The following is a 16,443-nucleotide window of genomic DNA, read 5'->3' on the forward strand; positions in this document are numbered from 1 at the left end:
CGCTCAAGGCTCCGGTTTGGCCAAACTTGTCGGCGTGTTTCGCTGGTGACCGATAGCATGAAGGTTGTCGGGGTACACGCTACGGGATTCTACGCACATCCGACCGATCATGCTCGGGTGTGACCATCCCATCCGTCCTGCGCGTTCCCGTTACGGATTCTTGTCGATGACCGTGACTTCGGATGTCCTACCGTTCGTCCAGCGCGGGGTCATTCGCTCCAACGCGCGCAAAAATCCGCTTCTGATCGTGCGAGCTCAATCGCAATCGGCGCGTCGAAGCGGCGGTCGGCCAAAACGACGGAGGGACAAGCAGCCGATATTCATGACGGGGTTGCTCGATGCGACAAGGGCGTGAAACACGAAGCATGGCGGGAAAGGCGCCCGAGTGCATTGGTACTCCCGGCTCGCCGTCGCGCACCGCGACCGCCAATTCCGATTGGCAGGCGCCGGAAGATGTAAAGCGCAACGGAAGTCCGCTGCTTGAAAAGCCTAGGCGTTCGCTTGTCCTTAGCGCGTCGCTGTTCGCGTCTTCGGGGCTGCTCAGAGCTCGCATCGTATGTTTGCAATTTCACATCGAGTTATTCGATGATTGTCATTCAATCGTAGCGAAACGCGTCTTGAACCGGTCGCGAACTCGCGAACACGTCAGGTTTCATGATGGTCTGGAAGCGAAGCTATGGCATCCCTGCAGGTTGACGGCGTTCGGAAGAACTATGGCCCGACATCCGTCCTGCGGGGGGTGTCGCTGTCGATCGCGGACGGCGAGTTCCTGACGCTGTTGGGGCCATCGGGCTGTGGAAAGTCGACGCTGCTGCGCATCGTGGCCGGGCTCGAGGTGCAGGACGCAGGTTCAATTTCGATCGGCGGGCGTGCCGTGGATGGGCTGCGGCCAAAGTCGCGGGACGTTGCGATGGTGTTTCAGTCCTACGCGCTCTATCCCCATATGACGGTCGCCTCCAACATGGCGTTGCCGCTCCGGATGCGCCGTCTGTCGGCGATTCAGAGGGTATCTCTCCTCGGTCATCTGGTGCCTGGGCGCGCGCGGATCACCGCGGAAATCGAAGCGGAGGTGACGAGAGTGGCGCGCTCGCTCGGCATCGCCCATCTGCTGGGCCGCAAACCGGGACAGCTCTCCGGCGGCCAGCGGCAACGCGTGGCCGTGGGCCGGGCGATGGTGCGCCATCCCGCCGTTTTCCTGATGGACGAGCCGCTGTCCAACCTCGACGCCGCTCTGCGAGTGCAGATGCGCGCCGAGATCAAGGAACTACATCGGCGGCTCGGCGCCACCTTCGTCTATGTCACCCATGATCAGGCGGAGGCCATGACCCTGTCGGACCGGGTCGCAGTAATGCTTGACGGCGAGCTGCTGCAAGTCTCGCCTCCGCAAGACATTTATGCGGACCCCGATGACAGACGTGTTGCCGAATTCATTGGTTCGCCGAGGATCAACTTGCTCGATGGCGTGGTGCGTGAACGCGGCTTGATCGATGTTGCCGGGTCGACGCTCAGGATCAAGGCCGATGCGGCTGCCAGCGCACCTCTCACCCTCGGTATCCGCCCCGAGGCCCTTGAGCTCGCCGAACATGGCGGACCGGACACGCTAACTGGCTCCGTGCGGCTCGTCGAGCATATGGGATCTGATCTCTTCGTGCATCTTTGCCTGCCTGGCGTCGATCAGCCTGTGCTCGCGAGATTGCGGGCCGAACGCGCGCCCCAGATCGCATCTGGCCAGACCCTGCATCTCGGCGTGCGGGCGGATCGGCTGCTGCTCTTTGCTCGCGACGGACGGCGATTGCGCCAGGATGTGGGACAGGGCCGGGGATCGATCGCGGCGGTCCGGGAGATCGCCTGATGAACAGGACCATCGTGCTTCCCGGCGCTGCCGACGAACCTTGCCCGATCGCTGGCGATCGGGCGTCGTTCCGCACGGAGCGCGGAGGAGGTCTTGCGCAAGCGCTGGCGGCCTGGACGCTGGCAGGGCCAGCCACTTTCTTTCTGGTGGTGCTGTTCTTTCTGCCAGTGACGGCGGTCTTCGTCATCGCTCTCACGGACTGGCAGTTCGGGTCCCGATCTCTTTCGTTCGTCGGCCTCGCCAACTTCCGACAGGTGCTTGCCGACCCGGGATTCAAGACTTCGCTCCTCAATACGATCCTCTACGTCCTGATCGTCGTGCCGGGCACGGTCGTGGTCGGTCTTCTGGTCGCGCTTCTTGTCGAAAGCGGCAAATCCTGCCGGTCCTTTTACCGGGCCGTCCACTTTCTGCCGTTCATGGCGACGATCACCGCCACGGCGATCGCCTGGGACGCGCTGCTGCATCCAACGATCGGCCTCGTCAACCAGACGCTTGCCGCCTTCGGCCTGCCGGTCGCCAACTGGCTGCGTGACGAAAATACCGCGCTCCCGGTGCTCGCCGTCATCGGTATCTGGCAGAACCTCGGCTACGCCATGGTGCTGTTCCTCGCCGGTCTCAAAAGCATCCCGCAGGACCTTTACGACGCGGCCGATATCGACGGCGCGGATCTTGGGTTCGACCGGCTGCGTACCGTCACGCTTCCGATGCTTGGTCCGGTATCCATGTTCGTCGTCATCGTCGTGGCGCTGAGGGCGTTCGAGACGTTCGACACCGTCAAAGTGCTTACGCAGGGAGGGCCCGGTCACGCGTCGGAAGTCCTGCTCTACACGCTGTATCGGGAGAGTTTCGAGTATCTGCACGCCGGATATGGTGCAGCGGTCGCCGTCGTCTTTCTCGCCATCGTCGTGACGCTCACGCTGATTCAGGTCCGCGCCATGGACCGAACGGTGCATTATCAATGAGCATCATAGCGTCTGCCGACAGCTGTCGCCGTTTGCCGCATTTCACCGACATGCCGTGCTGCCCGTCGGCGGAGCGCCTGGTCCCGTCGATCTCCGCTGATCGTATCACTTTCGCCAAGGTCGCCGCGCGAAAACGTTTCGGGGCTCTAGGACGGTTCGTCGGGACGGGCGGCGAAGCCGAGCACACGACGGATCAAGGGAGACGATCGATGTTTCCTTCGCGCAGGACGTTCCTGTCGATGGCATCTGCTGCGGCCGCAACGCCGGTGCTCAAAGCCCACGCGCGACCCCAGACAACGATCAGGCTCTGCTATGCTCCGGCCTCGCTCAAAGGCCTCTATGAGACGCTCGCGCGGCGTTTCATGGAGGCGCGGGCTGACATCGGGATCATTCTTGATGGTCCCGCGGTCGACTACGACAGTCTTGTCCAGCAGACGTTGCGGCAGAACATAACGAAGCAGCTGCCTGACATCACGCATCAGGGGCTGAACCAGATCCGCCCTCTGGCCGATCGCGGGATCGCGGTGCCGCTCGACGGCTTTATCGCGGGCGATCCGGCCTGGAAAACGATCGGCGTCCCGGATGCCATGACGTCGTTCGCGCGCTACGGCGGGAAAACCTATGCGCTCCCGTTCGCGATTTCCGTTCCCGTGCTCTTCTACAACATCGATCTCGTCAGGAGGGCCGGTGGCGATCCCGACAACCTGCCCCAGGACTGGGATGGCGTGATCGCGCTTGGCAGGAAGATCGCTGGCTTGGGCGAGGGCACCAGCGGCCTCTATGTCGAATACACCAACAACGGCTGGTCGTTCCAGACGTTGGTGGGCGCCTTTGGCGGCCGCATGATGAACGAGGACGAAACAGGGGTCGCGTTCGACGGCCCCGCCGGTCTTCAGGCGCTGCAATTGTTGCACCGTCTCGGAATAGAAGGTCAGCCTTCTCTTGAAAGGGATCAGGCGCGGCAGGCATTCCGGGCCGGAACGCTCGGTATACTCTTTGGCGCAAGCAGCGCCCTGAATGGCTATCAGCAGTCCGCCGCTGGCAATTTCGAGCTCAAGGTCGGACCGATCCCGGTCTCCGCGGAGACGGACAAACTGCCCGCCGCCGGCAACGGCATCGTCGTCCTGACTGACGACCCAGACAAGCAGAAGGCGTGCTGGGACTATATCAAGTTTGCCACAGGACCGGCCGGTCAGACCATCATGGTCGAGGCGACCGGCTACGTGCCGGTGAACCAGGCGGCGATCAGCGATCCTGGCGGGCTCGGCAGGTTCTTCGACCAGCACCCCGAACATCGCATCGCAAATGAGCGCATCACGATGATGACCGGTTGGTTCTCGTTTCCGGGCGAGAACAACTCCAGGATCATCAAGACGATCGAAGATCACTCCTACCTCGTGGTCTCGCAGAAGCAGGATCCGGCCACAGCCCTTTCGAGCCTCAGGAAGGACGTCGATGCCCTGCTGCCACACTGAGCAAAGCTCGTCTGCGAGCGCCCGCAAGCCGTTGGCCGCCGCTGCTGCCAATCTTCCCTGCTTCGCGGAAATGACGAACCGAGAACGCGATGAATCCGCTCGAATACGCTCGCATCCGGAAAGCCGGGGATGTTCGCTTTATCTCTCTCGATCGACGCGCCCGCGATCCATGACGGGTCCGAGCAGGATGGCGGCTCCGTTCGCCTCGGGGCGAGCTGCCAGGGCGTCGTTTCCTGGAAACGAGCGTGGCGTGCATGGGACCGACAAGCGGTCTCGCAGACTGCCGGGCGACGGTTCGCATCGAGCGGGAGGACCGCGCTCGTGCGGACGCGCAGGGATCTCGTCCGCGGAGCGCCTACGGTCCTGATGTGCCGGCTCAAAACGAAGCGCGGGCGAGAGGAGGAAGCTCCTCGTGGCGAAGCTCGAGGCGTCGACGATCGCAGCGAGCATGATCCAACGGCCGGAATCCAGCTCCAAAAGGCCCGTGGCGTGATTAGCGCGCAAGGAGACCCGCCAAGATGAAATTACCAGGAGACGTCAGGCATGCAGCTGATTGATCTAAGCCGCGAACTACACCATCGCGCCCCGGCGCCCCATATGCATCCGCCGATCATCATGGGAGTCTGGAACGATCACGACGAGATCAAGCAGGCCGGCGCGACGCGATTCACCTCGAAATCCTGGGCGCTGTCGCTTAGCGACCATTCGGGAACCCATGTGGACGCGCCTTGCCATTTCAACCCGGACCCTCGTGCGCCCTCGATCGACCAGATTCCCCTGGAGGATTTCTATACCGAGGCGATCTGCCTCGATCTATCGCATGCACCGTTGAGGCATGAGATCACGGTTGCCAAGATGGAAGAGGCTCTCGTGCGATCAGGCCAGCAGATCAGGCCGCGCGACACCGTGCTCATCGAGATGGGCGTGAACCGACGCCTGTGGGGGACGCCCGGCTATCTGCACGACTTTCCTGGCCTTCATGTCGATGCCGTGCATTGGCTCGCCGACCGCAAAATCCTGATGTTCGGCGTCGAGGCGATCAGCCCGGCACCGGAAGGCGAGGCCAATTACAAAGCGCACCTCGCCTGCGCGGCCCGCGGCATCACGCATATCGAGTGCATGTGGAATCTCGACAAGCTCGTCGGCAAAGGCCGATTTCGCTTCATCGGATTTCCGCTCAGGATCCGCGGCGGTACTGCGAGCCCGATCCGCGCGGTTGCCGTCCTGAATGAACAGGGCTAGCGGGTCGATGCTCCGTTTGATGCGATCGCGGGCCGCGGCGGGCCATCTACAGTCGCGAGCTCGCGTCCGTCATGCGGGGACAGCGTCGCTTTCGGGCAGAACCCGGCGCTGCGCCTTCGGTCTTTCGCGAGTGTCCTGCATTGCGCACCGCTCATCCCGGTTCGTCATGACCGATAGCGAAGATGCTGCTGACCTTTGCTCGCATGACCGGAGGGAAGAATGCCGCGGGCGGATCGCCCGAGCATTCATTGCCTGATGGACGGTGACAAAAGGAGGGCGTTGAGCGCATTCACATGCTGAAAAAGGAAACCATATCCGATTTGGCGAACGAGTTGCACGGTTTGCCATTGGAGGAGCCGCGTGCGGCGGCGCTTGCTGATCATGTCGTCCGGTTGAATTCGCTTGTCCGGGCGAGCGCATCGCAGCTGGCAAGAGGTGATGAGCCGGCGCAGTTCGCCCGGATGCTGGCACTGCAGAAGCGCCCGAGGGCTTCGTCGTGACGGGGGATATCACGTCGTCGGGCCTGTGCGAGCTGGCGGACGCGATCAAACAACGCCGCATATCGTCCTACCAGGCGGTCACGGCCTGTCTCGACCGGATCGATGCGTGGCAACCGCGCATAAACGCTTTTGTCGCGATCAGTCGGGAAGAAGCGCTGGCTTCGGCCCGTCATGCCGACCGCAGCCTTGCTGAAGGTCGCATCCTCGGTGCCCTGCATGGCGTGCCGCTTGCGCACAAGGACATGTTCTCGAGAGCCGGCCGGGCCTCGAGCTGCGGCACGCGGACTTTTTCAGGCGAGATCGCGAGCGAGACCGCGACCGTGCTGCAGCGGCTGGACACGGCCGGCGCTATCGAGATCGGGACCCTCAACATGACCGAGCTCGCGGGCTTCGATACGCCGGGCGAGGAGCCGTTGGGGGCATGCCACAACCCGTGGAATACGCAAAAATTCAACCCAGGCTCATCGTACGGACCGGCTTCCGCGCTGGCCGCCCGCCTGACCTTCGGCTCTCTTGGATCCTGCACGGGAGGATCAATCCGGATTCCCGCTGCCGCATGCGGTGTGGTGGGGCTGAAGCCGACCTCTGGCCGGGTCAGCCGGCATGGCGCACTCACTCGCTCCTGGTCTCTCGATACGATCGGGCCGATGGCGCGCACGGCCCGCGACGTGGCCAGAATGCTCGGCTGCATCAGTGGCTTTGATGCGCGTGATCCGACCTCCAGCGACGAAGCCGTTCCGGATTATGAGGCTGGCCTTTCCATAAGGCTCGTCGGGATCCGCGTTGCCGTCCAGCGGCGGTTCTGGTCCACGGTGGATGACCATGTGGCCGATGCATTGGCCAGCCTCCAGGAAGCTTTGGCGCGCGAAGGCGCCGCGATCGAGCCGAAAGATCTTCCTGACGGGCACCTGCTTTGGGACCTCGCCTCGGTGCTCAGCGATTGCGAAACCGCGACCGTGTTCGGCCACCATCTGCGCCAGCACGGCGCCGAAATCACGCAGCCCAATCGCGATCAGCTGCAGCGCGGCAACTTCATCCCGGCGACGCGTTATCTCGAGGCGCTGGCGTTGCGGGGGCGCTACCTGCGTGAATTCTGTGAACAGGTATTCGCGGATGCGGATGTCCTTGTAACGCCGGCCTTGCCAGTTTCGCCGCCGACGATCGACGAGATGCGCGACCGGCGCTTCGCCGAAGACTTCAACCGCAGCCGCGTCGTCAACATCTACACAAGACCCTTCAACTATCTGGGGCTGCCCGCACTGACGGTGCCTTGCGGTTTCACCCCGGACGGAATGCCGGTCGCCTGCCAGCTCGTCGGCCGGCCATTCGACGAAGTCACGCTCCTGGCCGTCGCCCACGCCTATCAAGGCGTCACCGACTGGCACCTCCGACTGCCACCAATTCATTAAACACGCTTCAAACAGAGAAAACGATCATGAGACGACCGGAAACCGGACTGCTGTACGCAGGCGAAGAGCGTGCCGAGTTAGCTGGAATAGCTGGCCTGAAGTACTTCAGAGATGGAAGCCACGACCGTCCGCTTGTAGTATTTTTGCCCGGTGGGGTGCATCTGGCTCGCATTAGTTACGGCGATCCATGTTCCGATCGGACCGACTTCCTGGATCACTGGCTCGAGCAAGACGGTCTAGGGCTCCTTGCCCTGTCGTATCCGACCGATCACCCTTGCGTTGGCGCGATCGCCCCTGACCTGACCATCGCGGGTTGGGCGAACTGGATTGCTTCCGTGACTTCCGAGGTCCTTCGCGAAACGCCAGACCGTCCTGTCGTGGTCGCGATGTGGAGCATGGCCGGTCGCTCGGTCGCCGCCGTCAACACAGCACTAAAGGCCCGCGGTATCGATGCCGCCTGCTTTCTGTCGCTGGCCGCTTCGCCGCCGATCGCCGGGCTCAATTTCGTACAACGGGGTGGCGATCCGCTGACGCCGGACGGCCTCTGGACAGGAGGCGTGTATATAGATGGGTTTCTGCCAAGCCTCTCGTATCAAAATCAGATCAATGGTCACAGGATTCTCGACGAGCAATCGTATCTCGAAAATTATCTCTGCAACACGCCCGTCATGCTCCGCGGAACTCCCCAACGTTTCTCGGGTGGGAGTCCGTTTTGGAATTTCGAGCACGCTCATGACGATATGAAGGCCTCTTCCTTCTCCGAATTTCCGTTGACCGCGACGATCAGTCCCACGGATCGGTCCGACGACGGGCACGCGCTGGGTGACCGGATCAACTGGAATTTCTTCAATATACAGAAGATACGCGCGCAAGCCCACGCGCTCGATTTCGATGCCGCACGGTGGAGGGAACTACGTGCCTTGACCCAGACGCTTCCCTCGCGTTTATCCAGAGACGTCGTTGGCGGGCATTTCTTCTTCGTAGGCGCACGCGGGGCTGAGCAAACAGCTCGTCATATCACGGATTTGTCTTCCGAGGTGCGCAAGCTTCGCGCCGAAATCAGTGCGCTGCTGGAATGAAAGTCCTGTACGACCAGGGGTCCATAGAGCACCTGAGGCAAGCTTTCCTGAATCGCCGCGATAGCGGACGCGTTCAAGACTGCGATCCGCAATGCGCGCGAGATCATCATGTGCGTGATCCGGCACTGGGTTCCTTTTCGTCTGGATTGGAAGTGCTCATAAGCCGAGCGCCGTCCGCGGACAGACGAACGCTGGATTTGTCGCCTGAAACTCATTTCGACCTTTGAGGAGCAAACGCCGGCCCCTGAGGCATCGCATTTGCGCAACAATGGATCGAATTATTCGATGTGTGTCATCCACTCGTAGCAATGCGGGTGTGTTTGCTCTCCCTTAACGGCGACGCGTTCGATCACAAACGTTGCAGCCGTGCTTCGCAAGGGTTCGATGGGTAGTGGCTATGGACGCGCGTCTATTGAGAGCATCAGAACTGGCCGGGGACGCAGCTGTGGTTTCCGCCGTGGTCACGACGCTCGCCATGCCCCAGGCCCGCGCCATGGACGGCGCGGTGCGCTGCCAATGAACAGCATCACTTCGACGGGCCGCCTGTCGCCAGCTGGCGCGGTGTTTCGGCATGCCGTACTGCTTGTCACCGCCACTTTGATGCTCGCTCCCTTCGTGTGGATGGTGCTGCTGTCGATCAAGCCGCCAGGCGAAATCTTCCGCGCTTCCTTCTGGCCCACGCAGTTCCACGGCGTCGAGAATTACACCAAGGCGCTCACCGAGGCGCCGCTGCCGCGCTATTTGGGCAACGGCCTCATCGTCTGTACGCTTATCCTGTCGCTCCAGATCATCGTTTGCGCACCTTGCGCATATGCGCTCGCCAAGCTTCGCTTTCCTGGCCGGGACCTGCTGTTCGGCATGGTCCTGATCGGTCTGCTGCTCCCGCAACAGGTACTTTCCCTGCCGCTCTTCATCCTCGGCTACCAGCTTGGGATCCTCAACACCTACGCGGCGCTCGTCTTCCCCTACGTCGTCTCGCCCTTCGGCATCTTTCTGTTCCGGCAGTTTTTCAAGACCGTTCCTGACGACGTGGTCCACGCCGCGCGTCTCGACGGCCTTTCCGAGCTCGCGATCGTCTTGCGGATCATGCTGCCGATGGCTCTGCCGGCGATCGTCGCCTTCTCGATCTTTTCAGTCGTCGGTCACTGGAACGATCTTTTTTGGCCGCTGATTGCGGTGCGCGACCAGTCGCTGATGCCGCCGCCGCTTGGCATCATGGCCTTCAAAAACGGGGAGGCCGGCAACGACTACGGTCCTCTCATGGCGGCATCTACGCTCGTCGTGCTGCCTCTTGTCATCGCCTTTCTTGCTGCCCAGCGCTGGTTCGTCGAGGGCCTGACTGGCGGGGCCGTCAAACAATAGATCAATGGAGCCGATCGATGTTTCTTTCACGCAGGGCTTTCCTGTCGACTGCGACTGCTGCCGCCGCGACGCCGATCCTGAACGCCCGTGCGGGTTCGCGGCTCACGATCCGCCTTTCCTATGCGTCAGCCCCCGCGCGGGGGCTGTACCAGTCGCTCGCGCAGGGTTTCATGGATGCGCGCCCCGATATCAACGTCGTTCTTGATAGTCCGGCCGTCGACTACGACGGTCTCGTCCAGCAGACATTGCGGCAGAACATAACGAAGCAGCTGCCTGACATCACGCATCAGGGGCTGAACCAGATCCGCCCTTTGGCTGATCGCGGGATCGCGGTGCCGCTCGATGGGTTTATCGCGGGCGATCCGGCCTGGAAAACGATCGGCGTCCCGGATGCCATGACCTCGTTTGCGCGCTACGGCGGAAAAACCTGTGCGCTCCCGTTCGCGATTTCCGTTCCCGTGCTCTTCTACAATATCGATCTCGTCAGGAGGGCCGGTGGTGACCCCGACAACCTGCCCCAGGACTGGGACGGCGTGATCGCGCTTGGCAGGAAGATCGCTGGCTTGGGCGAGGGCACCAGCGGCCTGTATGTCGAATACACCAACAACGGCTGGTCGTTTCAGACGTTGGTGGGCGCCTTCGGCGGCCGCATGATGAGCGAGGACGAAACAAGGATCACGTTCGACGGCCCCGCCGGTCTTCAGGCACTGCAATTGTTGCAGCGTCTTGCAAGGGAAGGTCAGCCGGCGCTCAACACGGAGCAGGCCCGGCAAGCATTCCGGGCAGGAACGCTCGGCATCCTGTTCACTGCAAGCAGCTTGTTGACAGGTTTTCAGCAATCGGCGGCCGGCAATTTCAAGCTGAAGGTCGGATCATTGCCGGTCGCTTCACAGACCGCAAGGCTTCCGGCAGGCGGCAATGGGATGGCCATCCTGACCGATGATCCGGACAAGCAGAAAGCGTGCTGGGACTATATCAAGTTCGCGGCAGGACCGGCCGGTCAGACCATCATGGTCGAGGCCACCGGCTACGTGCCGGTGAACCAGGCGGCGATCAACGATCCTGGCGGGCTCGGCAGGTTCTTCGACCAGCACCCCGAACATCGCATCGCCAGTCAGCGCATTTCGATGATGACCGGGTGGTTCTCGTTCCCGGGCGAGAACAACTCCAGGATCATCAAGACCATCGAGGATCACTGCTACCTCGTGGTCTCGCAGAAGCAGGATCCAGCCGCAGCCCTTTCAAGCCTCAGGAAGGACGTGGATGCACTGCTGCCACACTGAGCAAGACCCCGCTCATCCCTGCTGCAAACCGAAGGCACTTGTCGCCGACTTCGACCGGGAGCGAAATGAAGCCCATCCAGCCTGATCTTGACTCCTCTGCGACGGAAGACGGCCCTCGCTTTATTTCGATTGATCTCGCGCCGTATGCCAATGCGGGACCGCATCAGCCCGCCGACGGTGACTGGCGCTGGAGCGAGCGGGGACCGGCAGTGCGGCAATGGCCCTCCGGCGGCGGGACTGCTCTGGAGGGCTTCCTCGCAGGCCGCCAGTTTTTTCATGGCATTCCATTCAACCTTGTTGATCCCGCAGGCAACAATGGGCGTTGCTGGCTTGCATTGACCGACCGGGCTGGCTTGTTCGTGCGGCGAGAGACGGTCCGATTGCAGAAGCCGCAGCGCGCTGCCGGCATTCTGGTTGCTCACTTTACCGATCTCGAACAGCGGAACGCACAGCGCGGCGAACTGCTGGCGACCTACACAATTGTGTTTACTGATGGCGGACGCGTGCACGTTCCCGTCCGGCGGCGATTCGAAATTGCAGGGCGGCAAGGGACAATCGGCACCCAAGGGTATGCTGCACTACCTCACACGCGCTATCAGCCATTGCACCCGAGCCTCGAGGGCCAGGACCTGCCGGTCGACAGCCGGGCGCGCTTTACCGGCATCACGACCGCCCCGGCAGGCAGCCGCCAGACCTACTGGCTGATGGCGCTCGAAAATCCCTCGCCGATGAAAGAGATCGTCGCGATCGAGTTGACGGCTCACCAAGCCGATCTAGTGCTCATCGCCGGAATGACCCTCTCGGTCAATTCAGCCAATCCGCTGCGCTGCGGGCCTAGGGAAGGCGTCATCATCGACCTCGCCGCCCTGGCCGACAGCAAGATCAGCGAGGCTTGTCCGGATGACTACGGGCCGGATCCAGGATTTGTCCCGGTCAGCGGCGTTGCGCCCGAAGAGCTCGCTCTCGCCATCGACCTCGGGGCGATTACCCAGTGTTCGGTCTTGCCGCGGGAATCGACCGAGGAGTGGCTGGCTGCTTCGGTCAAGGGGTGGGGAACGCCGCTGCCTCAAGGGCCGGCTACCGCGATCTATGCGCAGATCACGGCTGCGCAACAGGCCCACTTGCTCCTGCGCAAGGGGAATTCACTTCTCAGGTTTCGCTGGCAGGATATTCTCGAGAACAGGTCGCCGATCAAGCTGGCCGCTCACGATTGGGTCCGGATCTCGGTGCGGGTGGTCGATGGCGCCGACGGCAAGGAGCTGCCTTCACGTGTTCATTTCCGCGGCGAGCACGGCGAGTATTTGCCACCGCTCGCTCATGCGGCATTTGTCGACGATGCCTGGGGCCAGAACGTCGGGGGCGACCTCCGGCTCGGCAGCATGAATTATGCCTACGTTCCTGGCCGTTTCGAAATCATGCTGCCGGTCGGAAAAATCGCCGCGGAAATCGTTCACGGCTTCGAATACAAAGTCGTCCGCACAGCTCTCGAGATTCAAAAAGGGCAAACCGAACTGCTCTTCGAACTCGACCGGTGGAGCGATATCCGCCGGCGCGGCTGGTATTGCGGCGATGTCCATGTCCATTTTCTTGATCCCGTGACAGCCGGGCTGGAAAGCGCGGCGGAAGACGTCAACGTCACCAACCTGCTGGCCGCTCAATGGGGGCGCGCCTTTACAGGCGTCGGCCATGGCATTGCCCGCGAACACGACAATGGCTCAAACGATCGAATAGTGCGCGTCGACAGCGAAAACCGTCATCACATGATGGGCGACGTCTTTTTGCTGAACCTCAAGGAACCGGTCCTGCCGCTGTCGAGTGGCGGGGCGGAACGGGACGAGATCGGCGGGTGGGAGGACGTCAGCCTGGTTGACTGGTGCGCGGCCTGCAAGATGCAAGGCGGCCTTGTGTTCAACCAGCTCACTCCCACGCCGCATGCAGAGGCGACTGCAGCCATTGCGCTGGGCCTGATCGACGCCGTGGAAGTCAGATGGTTCAACTTTGATTTCACGGCCCATCTCCACATCGACGGTCGTTGGGGAAAGACGCCGTTTGACTGTCCTGGCGTCGGGCAATGGTACACCTACCTCAATGCGGGCTATCGCCTGCCTGCTGTCGGGGGCACCGACAAGATGTCCAACGGCACCGCGCTTGGTGCGCTGCGCACCTACGCCTTCCTCGGCGATGGCGCGCAATTCGATTACGCCAGATGGTGTACCGCCATCGCGCACGGACATACGTTTGTCTCCACCGGCCCGATGCTGGAACTGTGCGTCGACGGGAAGATGCCGGGGGAAGAGATTCAGCTGGCCGAGGAAGGCGGGCAACTGCGCATCAGGGCGGAAGCCCGCTCGTCCCAGCCCTTTGAAGTCATCGACATTGTACAGAATGGTCAGGTCATCGCCAGCGCAAAGGCAGGTGCTGGCGGGCTGGCGGCTAGCCTGGATGCAACAGTCACCATCGACCACAGCTCATGGCTCGCGGCGCGTTGTTTCGGCCGCGGCAGGTTGCACACACAACACCCCATCGACATCGGCGCCCATACGTCAGCTGTCTACGTCGTCGTCGGCAACCGCCGTCAAAGCTCGACAAGGGATGCAAGCGAGTTGCTCACGCTGTTGGAAGGAGGCGCAGCCTACCTGGAGAAGCTTGCCGTTTGGCGCAGCGATCACCAGCGCCGACGTCATCTGGCGCGCGTTGACGAAGGGCGGCAGGCGATCCTGCGCGATCACCCGCTGGCACGCCCGAACTGGATGAGCGCGGCCGGTGAAAAGGCCGATGACTGATGGCTCGAGCGCGATCGCACCAATATAGCCCAGGGATCGGGGTTTCGTCGGCCCGTGCCCCTGCTGCGCTCATGGGAACGGATTCATGATCCGGTCCGGCCCTGAACGAAACGCCCGGGGGCGGTCGCCGCCCTTCGACCGGGAGGAGCTCGTCGCGAATGCCGCGGGCGAGTTTCTGGTGCACGCTCGTCTCGAGGCCGGTGCACCCGTCGTGCTGTTCCTGCCAGGAGGAGCTCACCTTGCCCGCGTGGCCTATGGTCATCCCGAAGCGCGGCGCAAAGATTTTCTGGACTACCATCTTGAGGCCTTTGGATTGGCGCTACTCGCCATCTCCTATCCGAGCAGTCATCCGGTGTTTTCCAAGCCCGATCCCTTCATGACGCTGTCGAGGTGGGCGGCGGGCGTGGCGGACGTCACGGCGAACATGGTCGGCAGGCGGCCCGTGCTGGTGGCCGGCTGGAGCATGGCCGGCAAGGGCGTGTTGCGCCTCAATCGTGCTCTGAAGGAGCGCGGTGTCCTCATGACCGGCTTTGTGTCGCTTTGCGCGCGTCCGCCCTGGCCGGGCCTCTCGCCACGCCTCGCCGAAGGCGAGCCGGTCACGGCAGATGGCCTGTGGGATTCCAGCCTCTACCACCGCAGCACGATTGCCGGCCTGGAAGAGGTGAACCGGATGGCCGGCCGCACGGTCATCAGTTTGGAAACACACGGCATCCACTATCACGGAGAGGGCCCGCTCATGCTTCGCGGCGAGATCGATCGCCTCGATGTGGATGGCCGGTTCACCAGCCTTGAAGCCGCCCTGGCAGACTCGCAGGCCTTCACCTTCGAACAGGCGCCGCTGTGCGCGACGATTTCACCCACGGCATCCTCCGACGCTGAGCACGCTTTGGCCGACGCCGCGATATGGAGCGCCATCGGTCTGATGGGGCTGCTGCGCAACCATCTCGCAGGAACTGATCTCACGCGGCTGCCGCCGGAGAGTTGGCGGCGGCTGCGTGCCCTGGCCGGCGAGTGGCCGAGGGTCATGAACCGTACCGTCGAGGGAGGGCACTTTTTCTTTGTCGGCGAAACGGGCGCACGCGCAACAGCCAGAGCACTGGCGGATCTCAACCGGCAACTGACAGCCGTGACGGACGAACTGCGGGCCTTCATGGATCTTGAGACGTTGCCAGCAGCGGAGGACCGGGATGGCTGACCTCGGCTGAAACGCCCGGAAGACGAGCCTGTTCAGTGCTCCTTCGAGATGCGTGGTCCGGTGGTCAGGGCTGACCGCCAGCCAGGTAACTCCGGCACTGTTTGCGCCTCATTCGTCAATACCGCGGGTCATCGACGCGGTCGCAATTCAAGTGTGAGAAACATGAACTATGATTGATCTTCGGCGAATTACGTCTCCCAAAGTGCCAGGAGCGGATGATTACCTGAGAAGAACGCTGCTGTCGCTGGCAAGCCGATGGGACGGTGCGGACGAAATGCGTCAGCATCGACGTCTCGGCAGCACAGACGATCTGATTGCGGCGCAAAAATTCCTCGCACGGGGCAACAGGGGACGCATACCGATCGACAGGCTATTTCTGGCGAACGGCACGTGGAACGTGTTGCTGATCCTTCTCGAGACCCTGGTCGGTCGGGGCAACTCGATTGCGGTCGAGGCCTCTACCTACTCCCAGGTACGCGACGCGGCCCAGATCCTCGGAATTGGCCTTGTCCCGATCCTGCTGGACGCCGACGGGCTGATTCCCGAAGCGTTTGACAAGGCCTGCCATGTTCACCGGCCGAGGCTGCTCTATTGTGTGCCGAACGCCCAGAATCCGACCGCTTGTACGATTCCGGCGGGCAGGCGCGCACAGCTAGCAGAGATCGCGCGCCGCCATGACGTCGTGATCCTCGAGGACGATCCGCAGGGCCTCGTTCGCGAGGATTTCCCACCGGGCTTTTCCGATATTGCGCCCGATATTTCATGGACCGTGATGGGATTGTCGAAGTGCTTCTTCGTCGGTACGCGGATCGCGTATGTCGTCGCACCCGACAAGGCCGCCATCGAGCAGGTCATGTCGCGATTCGGCGCGATGGCGATGTGGTACGCCTCCGTTCCTTCTGCCGCGATCGCGACCCGCGCCATTCTGGAGGGCGCAGCCGACGATCTGCTTCAAGCGATACGCCTCGAAGCGACATGGCGACGAGATCTCCTGGCGAAGTTGATACCCGGCATCTCTCCGTCCTGCGTTGGCGCATTGCATGTCTGGTTGAAGAGCGATGTCCTTTCAGGGGATGAACTGGTCGAGCGCGCCCGAATGGAGGGCACACTGGTGCGAAGTGGCTCTGAATTTTCGGTCGAAAAGCCGAACCAGTTGGACGGAATCCGAGTCTCTCTTGCCGATGTTTCGCGTCAATCGTTAGAGGAAGGTCTTGCTCGCCTTGCACGAATCATGGGCACTGTGCCGGTGTAACGTCGCTCTCCGGTATGCTCCTGGCCGCTCGCAAGTCTCCAGCTCGTTT

The 16,443-nt window shown here is 62.3% G+C and carries 12 protein-coding genes; all 12 read left to right on the forward strand.

The window, feature by feature from the left end:
• The first annotated feature begins 676 nt into the window (after positions 1 to 676).
• Complete coding sequence (locus tag H8A92_RS03260) at positions 677 to 1,852, forward strand: ABC transporter ATP-binding protein (protein WP_229194421.1); 1,176 nt, start codon at positions 677 to 679, stop codon at positions 1,850 to 1,852.
• Positions 1,852 to 2,814: a carbohydrate ABC transporter permease gene (locus H8A92_RS03265; protein WP_229194422.1), complete on the forward strand. Its 963-nt coding sequence runs from the start codon at positions 1,852 to 1,854 to the stop codon at positions 2,812 to 2,814. Before H8A92_RS03260 ends, H8A92_RS03265 begins: the two co-directional genes overlap by 1 nt.
• Positions 2,815 to 2,846: 32 nt before the next feature.
• Positions 2,847 to 4,289 (forward strand): ABC transporter substrate-binding protein, encoded by a 1,443-nt coding sequence (locus tag H8A92_RS03270; protein ID WP_229194423.1) that lies wholly within the window; start codon positions 2,847 to 2,849, stop codon positions 4,287 to 4,289.
• 543 nt (positions 4,290 to 4,832) lie between these two features.
• Complete coding sequence (locus H8A92_RS03275) at positions 4,833 to 5,531, forward strand: cyclase family protein (protein WP_229194424.1); 699 nt, start codon at positions 4,833 to 4,835, stop codon at positions 5,529 to 5,531.
• 293 nt (positions 5,532 to 5,824) lie between these two features.
• Positions 5,825 to 6,031 (forward strand): hypothetical protein, encoded by a 207-nt coding sequence (locus H8A92_RS03280; RefSeq protein ID WP_229194425.1) that lies wholly within the window; start codon positions 5,825 to 5,827, stop codon positions 6,029 to 6,031.
• Complete coding sequence (locus H8A92_RS03285) at positions 6,028 to 7,440, forward strand: amidase (protein ID WP_229194426.1); 1,413 nt, start codon at positions 6,028 to 6,030, stop codon at positions 7,438 to 7,440. Before H8A92_RS03280 ends, H8A92_RS03285 begins: the two co-directional genes overlap by 4 nt.
• A 26-nt stretch (positions 7,441 to 7,466) precedes the next feature.
• The gene (locus H8A92_RS03290; protein ID WP_229194427.1) at positions 7,467 to 8,519 is read left to right on the forward strand and encodes a hypothetical protein; all 1,053 of its coding nucleotides are present in this window, start codon (positions 7,467 to 7,469) and stop codon (positions 8,517 to 8,519) included.
• A 516-nt stretch (positions 8,520 to 9,035) separates the two neighbouring features.
• Positions 9,036 to 9,881 carry a carbohydrate ABC transporter permease gene (locus H8A92_RS03295; protein ID WP_229194428.1) on the forward strand — a complete coding sequence of 282 codons (846 nt, stop codon included), beginning with the start codon at positions 9,036 to 9,038 and terminating at the stop codon, positions 9,879 to 9,881.
• A gap of 17 nt (positions 9,882 to 9,898) precedes the next feature.
• Positions 9,899 to 11,164, forward strand: a complete 1,266-nt coding sequence (locus H8A92_RS03300; protein WP_274613204.1) for an ABC transporter substrate-binding protein — start codon at positions 9,899 to 9,901, stop codon at positions 11,162 to 11,164.
• A gap of 65 nt (positions 11,165 to 11,229) precedes the next feature.
• The gene (locus H8A92_RS03305) at positions 11,230 to 13,947 is read left to right on the forward strand and encodes a CehA/McbA family metallohydrolase (protein ID WP_229194430.1); all 2,718 of its coding nucleotides are present in this window, start codon (positions 11,230 to 11,232) and stop codon (positions 13,945 to 13,947) included.
• An 85-nt stretch (positions 13,948 to 14,032) separates the two neighbouring features.
• Complete coding sequence (locus H8A92_RS03310; protein ID WP_229194431.1) at positions 14,033 to 15,142, forward strand: hypothetical protein; 1,110 nt, start codon at positions 14,033 to 14,035, stop codon at positions 15,140 to 15,142.
• Positions 15,143 to 15,311: 169 nt separating this feature from the next.
• Positions 15,312 to 16,394, forward strand: coding sequence for an aminotransferase class I/II-fold pyridoxal phosphate-dependent enzyme (locus tag H8A92_RS03315; protein ID WP_229194432.1), 1,083 nt, complete (start codon positions 15,312 to 15,314; stop codon positions 16,392 to 16,394).
• The last annotated feature ends 49 nt before the right edge of the window (positions 16,395 to 16,443 follow it).

It is taken from the genome of Bradyrhizobium acaciae, from assembly GCF_020889785.1.
In the GTDB taxonomy this organism is placed as follows: domain Bacteria; phylum Pseudomonadota; class Alphaproteobacteria; order Rhizobiales; family Xanthobacteraceae; genus Bradyrhizobium; species Bradyrhizobium acaciae.

Excerpts from the sequence above, each read along its gene's own strand:
- H8A92_RS03260 (WP_229194421.1), top strand. The coding sequence starts at position 677 with ATGGCATCCCTGCAGGTTGACGGCGTTCGGAAGAACTATGGCCCGACA.
- H8A92_RS03265 (WP_229194422.1), top strand. The coding sequence starts at position 1,852 with ATGAACAGGACCATCGTGCTTCCCGGCGCTGCCGACGAACCTTGCCCG.
- H8A92_RS03275 (WP_229194424.1), top strand. The coding sequence starts at position 4,833 with ATGCAGCTGATTGATCTAAGCCGCGAACTACACCATCGCGCCCCGGCG.
- H8A92_RS03280 (WP_229194425.1), top strand. The coding sequence starts at position 5,825 with ATGCTGAAAAAGGAAACCATATCCGATTTGGCGAACGAGTTGCACGGT.
- H8A92_RS03290 (WP_229194427.1), top strand. The coding sequence starts at position 7,467 with ATGAGACGACCGGAAACCGGACTGCTGTACGCAGGCGAAGAGCGTGCC.
- H8A92_RS03295 (WP_229194428.1), top strand. The coding sequence starts at position 9,036 with ATGAACAGCATCACTTCGACGGGCCGCCTGTCGCCAGCTGGCGCGGTG.
- H8A92_RS03300 (WP_274613204.1), top strand. The coding sequence starts at position 9,899 with ATGTTTCTTTCACGCAGGGCTTTCCTGTCGACTGCGACTGCTGCCGCC.
- H8A92_RS03305 (WP_229194430.1), top strand. The coding sequence starts at position 11,230 with ATGAAGCCCATCCAGCCTGATCTTGACTCCTCTGCGACGGAAGACGGC.
- H8A92_RS03310 (WP_229194431.1), top strand. The coding sequence starts at position 14,033 with ATGATCCGGTCCGGCCCTGAACGAAACGCCCGGGGGCGGTCGCCGCCC.
- H8A92_RS03315 (WP_229194432.1), top strand. The coding sequence starts at position 15,312 with ATGATTGATCTTCGGCGAATTACGTCTCCCAAAGTGCCAGGAGCGGAT.